Source organism: Pedomonas mirosovicensis (assembly GCF_022569295.1).
Classification (GTDB): Bacteria; Pseudomonadota; Alphaproteobacteria; order Sphingomonadales; family Sphingomonadaceae; genus Pedomonas; species Pedomonas mirosovicensis.
On sequence record NZ_JAKFIA010000001.1, the window covers coordinates 964,872 to 977,800 of the forward strand.

Sequence of the window (12,929 nt, forward strand, 5' to 3'; positions counted from 1 at the left end):
GCAGGCGAAGCGAAGCTCTGCAACAGTGCTATGGTCGTATGTTGTTGTAATAAAACAATATTATTTCAGATTTGCCTGGATATTCGACCATGAGGGTATTGCTTCCAGGCGGGCTTAGGCTATGCTCCGTCTTGTCGAGCGCGTGCAGCAATGCCTGCCCTTCAAGACCCCGCGGGCTCCTATCTCGCGGGGTCTTTTAATGTCCGAAGCGTATCATTTCTGGCCCGCTGTTCCGGCGAGCCAGCGCACCCGTCAGGATCAGTGCGTCAGCTCGGTCGGGAAGGCGGTCGGCGCGGGCGCGGCGATGCGCTTGCCGTCGGTGGTCACCTCGTTCACCTGCAGGCCACGCTCGGCGATGCCCTCGGCGTTGAAGCGGAACAGGCCGTCGATGCCGGTATAGCCGCCGGTGGCGGTAAGAATGGCGCGCGGGAAGGGCGCGCCCAGCTTCCAACCGGAGGCGGTGGCGGCGTGAACCAGCAGGATGCCGTCATAGCCCATGCTGGCGAAGCGCGACGGGCGGCTGCCGAAGCGGCTTACGTAGCGCTGGGCCAGGGAATCGAAGGTGTAATCCGGCACCGAGGCGAACCACGCCCCGGTCAGAGCGTCGCCGCGGGCAATGTTGGTCTCCGTGTTCCACAGGCCGGGGCCGATGATGCGAACCTTGGTGGTGTCGACCCCATATTGCTTGAGGGCAGGCACGAAGGCGCGGGCATAATCGGCCACGTCGGCGATCAGCAGCGCCTCGAAGCTGGGCGGCGGCAGTTGCGCGCCGGCCGCGCCGACAACGCCCGTGGTCTTGGCCGCCTGGGCGCGGGCCTGGGCGAGGCGCGCGTCATAATTGGCGACGCGGCGAGCGGCCGTCAGCAGTCGGGCGCGGTCGCGCGGGTAGGTTTCGATAGCGACGATGCTGCCGCCCGCATCGCGCACGGCCTCAACGAACGCCTCGCTCACCCGCTTGCCGTAGCTGCCGCTGGGAATGAGGGCGGCGAACCGCTTGATGCCTTGCTGGCGGGCGTGGGCGACCACCCGTTCCACTTCCTGGTCAGGCTGGTAGCCCATCACATAGGTGCCGTTGCCGGCGAGCGTCGCATCGTTGGAAAAGGTGATGACCGGCACCTTCTTGCCCTGCGCCACCGGTTGCGCCGCCTTCACATTCTCGGCCAGCAGCGGGCCGAGGATGATGCTGGCGCCTTCCGCCAGCGCCTGGGCGGCCACGGTGTCCGCCCCTTGCGCGGTGTTGTAGACCTTGAGGCTGATCTGGGGGTTGTTGATGTCCAGCAGCGCCATGCTGGCCGCATTGGCGATGGACTGACCGATGGGCGCATTGGGGCCGCTCATCGGCACCAAGAGGGCCACATGGTGCTGCCGGGGCGAGGGTTTCAGCGCCTCCGGCGGCGGCGGGGCCGTTTTCTCGGGTGCAGCAGGCGCTGCGGGCGCAGGCGCGGTCGGAGCGCGGACGGCGGTGTTGCTCTGCGACGCGCAGCCGGCCATGGCGAACAGGCCAAGCGCCGCGACAATTGATCCCTTCCGCAGACCTAAAGCCATCACAATGCTCTCCTAAACCAACCGCAACATGCCAGCTGCTGCGGTTTTCGATTGCCCCTGACCGGCCGGACGGGGCACCATCGCCCGCTATGAACGACTCCCTGCCGCCCGGCCTATATATCGTTGCGACCCCAATCGGCAACCTTGGGGACATTACCATCCGCGCCGCCGAAGTCTTGCGGAATGCGGAACTTGTCGCCGCTGAAGACACACGCGTAACCGCAAAGCTTCTCCAGCACCTGGGTATCCGGGTGCCGATGATGAGCTATCACGACCATAACGCCGACCGGGTTCGCCCGGACCTACTGGAGAAGGCGGGGCGGATGCCCGTGGCGCTGGTGACGGACGCTGGCACGCCTCTCATCTCCGACCCCGGCTACAAGCTGGTGCGTGCAGCGCACGAGGCGGGGATGCGCGTGACCACCCTGCCGGGGCCGTGCGCGGCGGTGGCCGCCATGACCGTCGCCGGCCTGCCGACGGACCGGTTCCTGTTCGCCGGGTTCCTGCCGCCAAAAACTGCCGGACGAACCAGGGTTCTGGAGGAACTGAAGTCCATTCGGGCGACTTTGATTTTCTATGAAACGGGGCCGCGCCTGGCCGATTGCCTTGCGGACATACATGCCGTTCTCGGCAACCGGGAAGTCGCCATCGCCCGCGAGTTGACCAAGCTGCACGAGGAAGTGCGGCGCGGACCGGCGGCTGACCTGGCCGAAGCGCTGGCGGATTCGACCCCGCCCAAGGGCGAGATCGTGCTGGTGGTGGGCCCGCCAGTGGAGGAAACCTTTTCGCCCGAGGCCATTGAGGACCGGCTGAAGGCGGCGCTTGAGACCATGACGGTCAAGGAAGCGGCGAAGCTGGTGGCGGCGGAGACCGGCGGCAACCGGCAGGAGCTGTACAGGCTGGCGCTCAGCCTGACCGGGCGGGCCTGAAGCCGCCATGGCGCGCACGGCGCGCGGGCAGGGGCAGCGGCGGCGCAGCGAGGCCCGTGGGCGTTTCGCTGAAAGCGTGGCCGCCTGGTGGCTGCGCCTCAAGGGCTACCGGATTCTGGAGCGACGGGTTCGCACCAGGGTCGGAGAGGTGGATCTGGTGGCACGGCGGGGGCGTTGCCTCGTCTTTGTCGAGGTGAAGTACCGCGCCACCCTCGCGGAGGCGGCCGAGGCCGCGGCACAGGGGCAGATGGCGCGGGTGCGGCGCAGCGCATCCTTGCTGGCGGCCCGCTACGGACACGATTGGGAAACAGTGCGTATCGATGCGGTTCTGGTTGCGCCGTGGCAATTGCCGAGGCACCTTTGTGCGGTCGCAGGCGAGGATGGGCTATGAGCCTGAGTGAACTCATCCGGTTTGGGGCGCTCGACGACCCCGAGATCGATCTGGCGGAAGCGGCGCTGCTGCTCGCCGGCCTTGACCATCCACGCGCGCATGTCTCGCAATACCGCGCCTTTCTCGACGAGGTGGCGGGCGAGGTTTTCGAACTGGGCCTTCACGCGGACGTGCCGGACGAGCAGGCGGCGGTTCTGCAATCGGTCATCGCTGGGGCGTTCGGCTTCGCCGGCGACCGGGAGTCCTATGACGACCCGGCCAACGCCAACCTCATCGACGTCATTGATCGCCGTCGCGGCCTGCCGGTGGCACTGTCCATCCTCTATATCAGCGCGGCTCGGTCGGTCGGCTGGCATGCCTATGGCATCAACACGCCGTCCCACTTCCTCATCCGCATCGGCAACGGCTCGCACGCGGTTATTCAAGACCCGTTCTCGGGCGGGGCGGTGCTGACGGATGAAGACGTGGCCGTGCTGCTGAACACCGTGGCCGGACCCGGCGTTTCTCTCGACCCCCGTCATATGGAGCCGCTCTCCAACCGGGCGATCCTGGTGCGTCTCCTTAACAACATCGCCTTCCGGGCGGAGGAAGGCGGCGACAGCCAGCGGGCCCTTGCCATTCACGAGCGCATGACCGCCATCGCCCCCACCTTCAGCGACCTGTGGTGGGAGCGGGCGCGGCTGGAGCAGGAACTGGGCCGCATTTCGGCGGCGCGGGCGTCCCTCTCGGCGATGCTGGAGACGACGCGGGATGTGACGGTGTCCCGCCGTATCCGTGAGGCGCTTGAAAGGCTCGCGCGCTCCATTAACTAACCGTTACGGATTTTCCCCTGACCAGATGTAGGAACCTCACATGGCGTTGCAGGTCGCGGTCCAGATGGACCCGCTCGAAGGCATCAACATCAACGGCGATTCCACCTTTGCCCTCATGCTGGAGGCGCAAGGCCGCGGCCACCGGATGTGGCACTACCTGCCGGACCAGTTGAGCTACCGCGACGGCCGCGTTACCGCCCGCGCCCGCCGGGTGGAGCAGGTGCAGCGCGTTGCGGGCAACCACTATGCGCTGGGCGAGGAAGCGGTACTCGACCTCTCGTCGGACGTGGCATGCGTGCTGATGCGGCAGGATCCGCCGTTCGACCTCGCCTACATCACGGCAACGCACCTTCTTGAGATGGTGCACCCCAAGACGTTGGTGGTGAACAACCCGGCCGAGGTTCGCAACGCGCCCGAAAAGCTGTTCGTCACCCGCTTCCACGACCTGATGCCGGAAACCCTCATCACCCGCAGCCTCGCGGACGTGGAGGCCTTCCGCCGCGAATACGGCGAAATCGTCATCAAGCCGCTCTACGGCAATGCGGGCACCGCCGTTTTCCATGTGGGGCTGAAGGACCCCAACCTCTCGGCGCTGGTCGAGGTGTTCAGCGCCATGGGCCGCGAGCCCTTCATGGTGCAGCGCTTCATGCCGGAAGTCTCCCAGGGCGACAAACGCATCGTCCTCGTTGACGGCAAGCCCGCCGGGGCTATCAACCGCCTGCCCAAGAGCGGCGAAATCCGCTCCAACCTCGCCGCTGGCGGCAAGGCCGAAGCCTGCCAGCTCACGGCGCGCGAGGAAGAAATCTGTGCCCGCATCGGCCCCGAACTGGCGGCCCGCGGCCTCCTCTTCGTCGGCATCGACGTTATCGGGGGCTACCTTACTGAAATTAATGTCACCTCGCCCACCGGCATCGTCGCCATCGACACGTTCAACGGCACCAACACGGCGGGCATGATCTGGGATGCCATCGAAGCCAAGGTGGGGTGAGGGTTCGTTTTTTGCGGGGCTCTATAACCTCCGCGCGCCCATTCGTTTCAAGCGGCCGTGTTTCAGGAGCCTGCTGGAGGGAGCGCGTCATTCGACCATGGAGGGATTTGCGCCCAATCGGCGGCTATGGTATTCACAGTTCCGTGGCTATTGTTTCGATATGAACCACCACGAAAAGCCCGGACGGTGCCAGAGTCCGGGCTTTTTTTCGTTATGGATCGGGGGTGCCAGCCCCGATCCTTCTCGCACCTTATTTAGAGCGAGAAACCTCCACGATCTTGAGAACAAGCATCGCGAAGGCAATCATTAGCGTTGGTACGCCGATGATCAGTGTGACTATCGCTTCAAACTTTATATGAACCACCTCCTCCGACGGTCGGATTGCATCGCAGCGGTATTGCGGCGGTGCTGACCGTCAGAGGATTTGTAGCAAACCGCCTAGGCGGCATCTCCTAGAAAAATATAATAATTACAACGATTTAACTGACACCTATGTGCGCCGGAACCACAGCCCGATCAACAAAAGGGAGGTGCAGGAAGGGGCGAAGCCACTGGCTGAGCGGTCCTCCCGCAAAAGCCCGGTTAGCAAAAGTTAACGTCACGCCCTTGGGTGGGCGTGGCGGTAGATGTCCAGAATCCGGGCGGCGTCCACTTCCGTATAGACCTGCGTGGAGGAGAGGCTGGCGTGGCCGAGCAGTTCCTGAATGGCGCGCAGGTCCGCGCCGCGGGCCAGCAGGTGGGTGGCAAAGCTGTGGCGCAGGGCATGGGGCGTGGCGGAATCGGGCAGCCCCAACGAGACACGGGCGCGCTGCATGGCGAGCTGCACGATGCGTGGGTTTAGCGGGCCGCCGCGTGCGCCGATAAACAGCGGGCCCTCAAGGGGCAGGGGATAGGGACAGACAGCGAGGTAGTCTTCCACAGCCTCGGCAACAATGGGGAGGATCGGCACGCGCCGCTCCTTGTTGCGCTTGCCGAGAACCGTAATGGCTTCCTGCATCGGGGCGGATGAGCGCTTCAGGCCCAGCGCCTCGCTGATGCGAAGGCCGCAGCCGTAGAGGAGCAGCAGCACGGCGGTGTCGCGGGCCGCGATCCACGGCTCGGCATCGGGCCGCTCGGCGGCTTCGGCGATGCCGGCGGCATCCACGGGCGCGAGCGGCCGGGGCAGGGGCTTGTTGGCTTTGGGGCTTTGCAGAGCGACGATCGCCGGGTTCTTCAGCCCCTCCGCGCGGGCGAGCCAGCGATACCACGCCTTAAGGCTAGAGGCGGCGTGGGCGACCGTCGAGGGGCCAGCGCCTTCGGTTCGACGCCGGGCGAGGAAGGCGCGAAAGTCAGTGAGGTCAGCCTGCGCCAGCGTCTCGGCGGTGACCTGCTCACCGGTGTGTTGGCCCAGAAAGAAAACGAACTGGCGGGCGACGCGGCCGTAGGCGGTCAGCGTGTGGGGGGAGGCGCGGCGCTCGTGGGCGAGGGCGGCCAGCCAGCGCTGGGCCAGCGTTTCGGCGTCTACGCTCACGCCCTGATGCTCAGCCAATGGTTGAGGCAGCGGGTGCAGATGGCCCCCAAAAAGGCGAACAGTTCCGCGTTGCCCGGCCCGTCGAAGGCGCGAGGCGCGCGCGAGCCCAGCGCCAGCACGCCGCGCGGCCATTGCGGCGGCAGGCTCAGGCGGATGAGCGCTTGCGATTGGATGAGGCTGGCGGCGGGGCCGAACAGCGGCAGGCCGGCGGCCTCGCTTGCGCGCACGTCGACGCTCGCGCCCGTGTCCAGCCAGGTGCCGAGCAGGCCGGGGCCGATGAACTGGAGGCCGGGTGGGGCGAGCCGCACCGCCTCCGGGCTGGTTTCCAGCGCCACGGCCACGGCATCCACCCCGAGCATGTCCACCCAGTCCTGCGTCATCACATGGATCAGGTGTTCGAGGCTCCCCGCATCCAGCGCCGCAAGCGTTGCGGCATGGATGCGGGACTGGGCGTCGCCGTGGCTGCGCGCACGGTTGAGCAGCGCGGCATTGGCCTCGCCCAGCGCATCGACCTGCCGCCGCAGCCGTCCCACAGCTTCGGTCTGGAAGTCGATGATCTTGGGCGAATCAGCCATGCGTCACGGTGTTTAGAGAATCGACTGGCCGGTCTTTTCCCAGTCCGCCAGGAAGGCCTTGAGGCCGTTGTCGGTCAGCGGGTGGTTGGCCAGCTTCTTCAGCACGTCGGGCGGCAGGGTGCAGACGTCCGCGCCGATCTTGGCGGCTTCCAGCACGTGAATCGGATGGCGCACCGAGGCGACCAGGATTTCAGTGTCGAAGCCGTAGTTGTCGTAGATGACCCGGATGTCGGAGATCAGATCCATGCCGTTCCACGACACGTCATCATGACGGCCGACGAACGGCGAGATGAAGGTCGCGCCCGCCTTGGCGGCCAGCAGCGCCTGGTTGGCGGTAAAGCAGAGGGTGACGTTGGTCTGCACGCCGCGGTCGGTCAGCTTCTTGCAGGTCTTGAGGCCATCGAGGGTCAGCGGCAGCTTGATGCAGATGTTGGAAGCCAGCGGGATGAGCTTCTCGGCTTCCTTCATCTGGGTCTCGTGGTCCATGGCGACCACTTCGGCTGACACCGGGCCGTCGACGATCGAGGCGATCTCGGCGATGACTTCGAGGAAATTGCGGCCCGACTTGGCAATCAGTGACGGGTTGGTGGTCACGCCGTCCAGCAGACCGGTTTCGGCCAGTTCGCGAATCTGGCCCACATCGGCCGTGTCGACAAAGAATTTCATGAAACGCTCCTAAGCCCGCAGGCTCCATTGACTTGGGTTTGCGGCGTTCTTAACCCTGCTCCAATGTCCACTTCAAGCGATGGCACGCCACAGGCTGGCAGAATAGCGGGCAACCGTGTCCGTGTCCTGCTTTGCCAGCATGGCTTGTCGGTGTTCGATTACAAGATGCCGGAAGGCGAGGCCCTCCAACCGGGGGATGTGGTGCGCGTGCCGCTTGGGCCCCGCCAGGTCCCCGGTGTGGTGTGGGATGCGGACGCCTTCGCGGTGCAGGAAGTGGCGGAAAACCGCCTGCGCCCCGTGGCCGCGCGCCTGCCGGTGCCGCCGCTGCCCGAGGCGACGCGCAAGCTGGTCGCCTGGACTTCGCGTTATTATATGGCCCCTGCGGGCGCGGTGCTGCGGATGGTCCTCAGCGTATCGGATGCGCTGGAAGAGGCCAAAACCATCCTTGAGTACCGGGTGGCGGACCCGCTGCCCGATGTGCCGCTCACCCGCAAACGGCTGGAAGCGCTGGAGCTGCTCTCGGGCAAGCAGGGCACGGTGCGGGACCTCAGCAAAACCGGCGTCACCGAATCCATGATCCGCACGCTCGTCTCGGCGGGTTGCTTGCGCCCCGTGCCCGTCGCGGCAGATGCCCCCGTTCCCCAGCCGGAGCCCGACTTCGCCCAGCCCGTGCTGAGCGCCGAGCAGGCGGCCGCTGCCGATGAACTCCGCCGCCCGGTCGAGGAGGGGCGATTCGCGCCTCTGCTGCTGGAAGGGGTCACCGGCTCGGGCAAGACGGAAGTCTATTTCGAGGCCGTGGCCGAAGCCCTGCGAAAAGGCGGGCAGGTGCTGGTGCTGCTGCCGGAAATCGCGCTCACCGAGCCGTGGCTCAACCGCTTCAAGGCCCGCTTCGGCTGCCTGCCGACGGCGTGGCACTCCGACCTCAGCCAGAAAGAGCGCCGCCGGGCATGGCGCGCGGCGGCCAGCGGCGAGGCCAAGGTGGTGGTGGGCGCGCGCTCGGCGCTGTTCCTGCCGTACCCGGATCTCAAGCTGATCGTCGTTGACGAGGAGCACGAGACCACCTTCAAGCAGGAAGAAGGCGTGCTCTATCAGGCCCGGGACGTGGCCGTGATGCGGGGCAGCCTCGAAGGTTGCCCGGTCATCCTCGCCTCGGCGACACCCGCGCTGGAAACCCGGCTCAATGCCGAGAGCGGCAAATACGCCCACATCCGCCTGCCGGACCGCTTCGGCGGCGCCTCCATGCCCGCCATCGCGAGCCTTGATCTGCGCCGCACCCCGCCGGAGCGGGGGCGCTGGCTGTGCGAGCCCTTGCACAAACAGGTGGTGGAGACGCTCGAACGCGGTGAGCAGGTGCTCCTCTTCCTCAACCGGCGCGGCTATGCGCCCTTGACCCTCTGCCGCACCTGCGGCGAGCGCATCACCTGCCCCATGTGCTCGGCCTGGCTGGTGGAGCACAAGCTGACCGGCCGCCTGCATTGCCACCATTGCGGCTTCGCCACGCCCATTCCCGCCAACTGCCCTTCCTGCGGCGCGGCTGATTCGCTGGTGGCCTGCGGGCCGGGCGTCGAGCGGGTGGCAGAAGAAGTGGAGCGCGTCCTGCCCGAGGCGAAGGTGGCGGTCGTCACGTCCGATACCGTCTATTCCCCCGCCAAGGCGGCGGCGTTCGTTGAGAGCGTCGAGACCGGCGCGGTCAACGTGCTGGTGGGTACGCAGATTCTGGCAAAAGGCTACCACTTCCCCAACCTGACGCTGGTCGGCGTGGTGGACGCGGACCTCGGGCTCGCGGGCGGCGACCTGCGCGCGGCGGAGCGCACCTTCCAGCAGATCACCCAGGTCGCGGGCCGGGCCGGGCGCGGCTCCAAGCCCGGCAAGGTGGTGCTGCAAACCTATCAGCCGGAGGCCCCGGTGCTGAAGGCGCTGGTCGCAGGGGATATCGAAGGCTTCTACCGGGCGGAGGCGGCAGCCAGGGAGCGCCATGGCATGCCCCCGTTCGGGCGGCTGGCGGCACTTATATTGTCAGGGCCTGATCTGAGCGCGGTCAACGATACGGCGCAAAGCCTTGCCCGTGCCGCGCCAAGGGTGACGGGGCTGGAAGTGTTGGGCCCCGCGCCCGCGCCGCTTGCCATGCTACGCGGGCGGCATCGGATGCGCTTCCTCATCAAGGCGCGCAAGGGCATGCCGCTGCAGACCATCCTGAACGAGTGGCTCGGCCGTGTGCGCTGGCCGTGTTCCGTTCGCGTAACGCCGGACATCGACCCCCAAAGCTTCCTGTAGGCGGTTTCCTGTAATTGGCAGATCGGGCTGGCGCTGTTCGCGCCGTGGGACGGATCAAACGGGCCCGCAAGGCCCGGCAGTCACGCCCGGCGGGGGGTATGGCCTGCGCGGATCGTCGCATAATTGACACGGGTCCTTTGTTGCCTTGCAACAGATGGCCTTGCGTGCTAGCTGGCTCGCGCTCGCGCCGGAGGAGTGCTTTCGGCGCGCTGTCTATGGTTTTACAAACGCAAGGGGCACCACGTGGCCGACGCTCAAATGAACGTTTCGGGACTTGCCGGTCGCTACGCCACCGCCCTTTTTGAGCTTGCCCGTGAGTCGAACGCTATTGATACGGTCGCGGCGAGCCTGAAAACGGTGGCGGCGGCGCTCGACGAGGGCGGCGACTTCGCGGCCTTGATCAAGAATCCGCTGGTTGGGCGGGAAGCCGGCGCAAAGGCGGTGACTGCCGTCGCCAAGGCCCTCGGCCTTGATGCGCTCACCACCAACTTCCTCGGCGTTCTGGCGCAGAACCGCCGCCTTGCCGTGCTGCGTGACGTGGTGCGGGATTTCGGCGTGCTTCTGTCGGCGCACCGGGGCGAGGTTTCGGCCCGCGTCACCGCGGCGCACCCGCTGACCGACGATCAGGTCGGCCAGCTTCGCCAAAAGCTCAAGACCGGGCTCGGCCAGGACGTGGCCGTGGACCTGCGTATTGATCCGTCGATTCTCGGCGGCCTCATCGTCCAAGTGGGCTCGAAGATGATCGACAGCTCGCTCAAGACGAAACTCGACACTCTCTCCCTCGCCATGAAAGGGTAAGTCATGGAGATCCGTGCAGCGGAAATCTCAAAGGTCATCAAGGACCAAATCGCCAACTTCGGCGCTGAAGCCCAGGTATCGGAAGTCGGCCAGGTTCTCTCGGTCGGTGACGGTATCGCCCGCGTCTACGGTCTCGACAACGTCCAGGCGGGCGAGATGGTCGAGTTCCCGGGCGGCATCAAGGGCATGGCGCTCAACCTCGAGACCGACAACGTCGGCGTCGTGATCTTCGGCGAAGACAAGTCGATCCGTGAAGGCGACACCGTGCGCCGCACCGGCACCATCGTGGACGTGCCCGTCGGCCGTGGCCTCCTGGGCCGCGTCGTCGACGCACTCGGCAACCCGATCGACGGCAAGGGCCCGATCGAGAACGTCGAGCGCCGCCGCGTCGAGGTGAAGGCGCCGGGCATCATCCCGCGCAAGTCGGTGCACGAGCCGATGCAGACCGGCCTGAAGGCGCTCGACGCCCTGGTGCCGGTGGGCCGTGGCCAGCGCGAGCTGATCATCGGCGACCGCCAGACCGGCAAGACCGCCGTTGCCATCGACACCTTCATCAACCAGCGTGAGTCCAACAAGACTCTGCCGGACAACCAGAAGCTGTTCTGCATCTACGTCGCCGTGGGTCAGAAGCGCTCGACGGTCGCCCAGATCGTCCGCACGCTGGAAGAGAACGGTGCGATGGAATACTCGATCGTGGTCGCTGCGACCGCGTCCGAGCCGGCTCCGCTGCAGTTCCTGGCGCCCTACACCGGCTGCGCCATGGGCGAGTTCTTCCGCGACAACGGCATGCACGCCGTGATCGTGTACGACGACCTCTCCAAGCAGGCCGTCGCCTACCGTCAGATGTCGCTGCTGCTGCGCCGTCCGCCGGGCCGCGAGGCTTATCCGGGCGACGTGTTCTACCTGCACTCCCGCCTGCTGGAGCGCGCCGCGAAGCTGAACGACGCCAACGGCGCCGGTTCGCTGACCGCGCTGCCGGTCATCGAAACCCAGGCGGGCGACGTGTCGGCCTACATTCCGACCAACGTGATCTCGATCACCGACGGTCAGATCTTCCTGGAGACGGAACTGTTCTACCAGGGCATCCGTCCGGCCATTAACGTTGGTCTGTCGGTCAGCCGCGTGGGTTCGGCCGCCCAGACCAAGGCGATGAAGAAGGTTGCGGGCTCGATCAAGCTCGAACTGGCGCAGTACCGCGAAATGGCGGCCTTCGCCCAGTTCGGCTCCGACCTCGACGCCGCCACCCAGAAGCTGCTGAACCGCGGCGCCCGTCTGACCGAGCTGCTGAAGCAGGCTCAGTATCAGCCGATGGGCTTCGAGGAGCAGGTGGTTTCCATCTTCGCCGGTGTGAATGGCTATCTGGACACCATCGCGGTTCGGGACGTGGTCCGCTTCGAGCGCCAGTTCCTCACCGAGATGAAGTCCAAGCACGCCGACGTGCTGGCCACCATCCGCACCGAGAAGGACCTGTCCGACGCAACGCGCGCCAAGCTCAAGGAGATCCTGGACGCGTTCGTTAAGACCTTCGCGTAACGCGGACTGGAGTAGCCGGGATGCCGAGCCTCAAAAGCCTCAAGAATCGCATCGCCAGCGTGAAATCCACGCAGAAGATCACCAAGGCGATGAAGATGGTGGCCGCCGCCAAGCTGCGCCGCGCGCAGGAGGCGGCGGAGGCCGCACGCCCCTATGCCGAGCGCATGGAGGCGGTGCTGGCGTCGCTCGCGACCAAGGCCGATCGCGGTGAATCCGCTTCCAAGCTGCTGGTGGGCACGGGCCGCGACGACGTTCATCTCGTCGTCGTCGCCACGTCCGAACGCGGCCTGTGCGGCGCGTTCAACACCAACATCGTCCGTGGCGCGCGCCTGAAGATCGACGCGCTGCTGCGCGCGGGCAAGCAGGTGAAGATCCTGTGCGTCGGCAAGAAGGGCCGCGCTGCGCTGCGCCGCTTCTACGGCGACATGATCATCGACACCATCGACATGAGCCATGTGCGCCGCCTGGGCTTCGCTGATGCCCAGCCGATCGCCGAGCGCGTGATCGACATGTTCAACGCCGGTGAGTTCGACGTGGCCTGGCTGTTCTACGCCAAGTTCAAGTCGGCCCTGGTGCAGTTCGTCACCGAGCAGCAGCTCATTCCGGCGCGTCTGCCGGAAGCGGGCGAAGCCGCGGCGGCTGAAAGCGTTGTCGAGTACGAACCGAGCGAGGAGCAGATCCTCGAGACCCTGCTGCCGCGCAACATCGCGGTGCAGATCTTCCGGGCGCTCTTGGAAAATGCCGCGTCCGAACAGGGCTCGCGCATGACGGCGATGGACAACGCCACCCGCAACGCCGGCGACATGATCAATCGTCTGACCCTCCAGTACAACCGGAGCCGTCAGGCCGCGATCACCACGGAACTCACTGAAATCATCTCCGGGGCCGAGGCCCTGTAAAACGGTTGC

Annotated in this window: 12 protein-coding genes; 8 read left to right on the forward strand and 4 right to left on the reverse strand. The window is 66.2% G+C overall.

What is annotated here, in order from left to right; translation table 11 throughout:
* Window positions 1-258: 258 nt before the first annotated feature.
* A complete protein-coding gene (locus tag L0C21_RS04570) occupies window positions 259-1,545 on the reverse strand; it encodes a penicillin-binding protein activator (RefSeq protein ID WP_259278820.1) in 1,287 nt (428 codons plus the stop codon).
* Window positions 1,546-1,634: 89 nt separating this feature from the next.
* Here L0C21_RS04570 and rsmI point away from each other — a divergent pair, with 89 nt between their 5' ends.
* Genes rsmI through gshB form a run of 4 tightly spaced genes read left to right on the forward strand, consistent with a single transcriptional unit; the run spans window position 1,635 to window position 4,665 of the window.
* Window positions 1,635-2,474 (forward strand): 16S rRNA (cytidine(1402)-2'-O)-methyltransferase, encoded by an 840-nt coding sequence (rsmI, locus tag L0C21_RS04575; RefSeq protein ID WP_259277233.1) that lies wholly within the window; start codon window positions 1,635-1,637, stop codon window positions 2,472-2,474.
* Window positions 2,475-2,481: 7 nt separating this feature from the next.
* On the forward strand, window positions 2,482-2,865 hold the full coding sequence (locus L0C21_RS04580; RefSeq protein WP_259277234.1) for a YraN family protein: 384 nt from the start codon (window positions 2,482-2,484) through the stop codon (window positions 2,863-2,865).
* A complete protein-coding gene (locus L0C21_RS04585) occupies window positions 2,862-3,677 on the forward strand; it encodes a SirB1 family protein (protein WP_259277235.1) in 816 nt (271 codons plus the stop codon). Before L0C21_RS04580 ends, L0C21_RS04585 begins: the two co-directional genes overlap by 4 nt.
* A 40-nt stretch (window positions 3,678-3,717) precedes the next feature.
* The gene (gshB, locus tag L0C21_RS04590; RefSeq protein ID WP_259277236.1) at window positions 3,718-4,665 is read left to right on the forward strand and encodes a glutathione synthase; all 948 of its coding nucleotides are present in this window, start codon (window positions 3,718-3,720) and stop codon (window positions 4,663-4,665) included.
* Window positions 4,666-5,263: 598 nt separating this feature from the next.
* On the opposite strand, the gene L0C21_RS04595 is transcribed toward gshB, so the two are convergent.
* The 3 genes from L0C21_RS04595 to fsa are packed head-to-tail and all read right to left on the reverse strand — an operon-like array spanning window position 5,264 to window position 7,416.
* A complete protein-coding gene (locus L0C21_RS04595; RefSeq protein WP_259277237.1) occupies window positions 5,264-6,175 on the reverse strand; it encodes a tyrosine recombinase XerC in 912 nt (303 codons plus the stop codon).
* A complete protein-coding gene (locus L0C21_RS04600; protein WP_259277238.1) occupies window positions 6,172-6,750 on the reverse strand; it encodes a DUF484 family protein in 579 nt (192 codons plus the stop codon). The genes L0C21_RS04595 and L0C21_RS04600 overlap by 4 nt, the downstream gene beginning before the upstream one ends.
* A gap of 12 nt (window positions 6,751-6,762) precedes the next feature.
* Window positions 6,763-7,416, reverse strand: a complete 654-nt coding sequence (fsa, locus tag L0C21_RS04605; RefSeq protein ID WP_259277239.1) for a fructose-6-phosphate aldolase — start codon at window positions 7,414-7,416, stop codon at window positions 6,763-6,765.
* 63 nt (window positions 7,417-7,479) lie between these two features.
* On the opposite strand from fsa, the gene L0C21_RS04610 reads away from it, so the two are divergent.
* From L0C21_RS04610 to L0C21_RS04625, 4 genes are all read left to right on the forward strand, one after another.
* A complete protein-coding gene (locus tag L0C21_RS04610; RefSeq protein ID WP_259277240.1) occupies window positions 7,480-9,690 on the forward strand; it encodes a primosomal protein N' in 2,211 nt (736 codons plus the stop codon).
* A 258-nt stretch (window positions 9,691-9,948) separates the two neighbouring features.
* The gene (locus L0C21_RS04615) at window positions 9,949-10,488 is read left to right on the forward strand and encodes a F0F1 ATP synthase subunit delta (RefSeq protein ID WP_259278821.1); all 540 of its coding nucleotides are present in this window, start codon (window positions 9,949-9,951) and stop codon (window positions 10,486-10,488) included.
* Between the two features lie 3 nt (window positions 10,489-10,491).
* A complete protein-coding gene (atpA, locus tag L0C21_RS04620; RefSeq protein WP_259277241.1) occupies window positions 10,492-12,021 on the forward strand; it encodes a F0F1 ATP synthase subunit alpha in 1,530 nt (509 codons plus the stop codon).
* Between the two features lie 20 nt (window positions 12,022-12,041).
* Window positions 12,042-12,920, forward strand: a complete 879-nt coding sequence (locus L0C21_RS04625; RefSeq protein ID WP_259277242.1) for a F0F1 ATP synthase subunit gamma — start codon at window positions 12,042-12,044, stop codon at window positions 12,918-12,920.
* Window positions 12,921-12,929: the final 9 nt, after the last annotated feature.

Excerpts from the sequence above, each read along its gene's own strand:
- L0C21_RS04570 (WP_259278820.1), bottom strand. The coding sequence starts at position 1,545 with ATGGCTTTAGGTCTGCGGAAGGGATCAATTGTCGCGGCGCTTGGCCTG.
- rsmI (WP_259277233.1), top strand. The coding sequence starts at position 1,635 with ATGAACGACTCCCTGCCGCCCGGCCTATATATCGTTGCGACCCCAATC.
- L0C21_RS04580 (WP_259277234.1), top strand. The coding sequence starts at position 2,482 with ATGGCGCGCACGGCGCGCGGGCAGGGGCAGCGGCGGCGCAGCGAGGCC.
- L0C21_RS04585 (WP_259277235.1), top strand. The coding sequence starts at position 2,862 with ATGAGCCTGAGTGAACTCATCCGGTTTGGGGCGCTCGACGACCCCGAG.
- gshB (WP_259277236.1), top strand. The coding sequence starts at position 3,718 with ATGGCGTTGCAGGTCGCGGTCCAGATGGACCCGCTCGAAGGCATCAAC.
- L0C21_RS04600 (WP_259277238.1), bottom strand. The coding sequence starts at position 6,750 with ATGGCTGATTCGCCCAAGATCATCGACTTCCAGACCGAAGCTGTGGGA.
- fsa (WP_259277239.1), bottom strand. The coding sequence starts at position 7,416 with ATGAAATTCTTTGTCGACACGGCCGATGTGGGCCAGATTCGCGAACTG.
- L0C21_RS04610 (WP_259277240.1), top strand. The coding sequence starts at position 7,480 with ATGTCCACTTCAAGCGATGGCACGCCACAGGCTGGCAGAATAGCGGGC.
- L0C21_RS04615 (WP_259278821.1), top strand. The coding sequence starts at position 9,949 with ATGAACGTTTCGGGACTTGCCGGTCGCTACGCCACCGCCCTTTTTGAG.
- atpA (WP_259277241.1), top strand. The coding sequence starts at position 10,492 with ATGGAGATCCGTGCAGCGGAAATCTCAAAGGTCATCAAGGACCAAATC.
- L0C21_RS04625 (WP_259277242.1), top strand. The coding sequence starts at position 12,042 with ATGCCGAGCCTCAAAAGCCTCAAGAATCGCATCGCCAGCGTGAAATCC.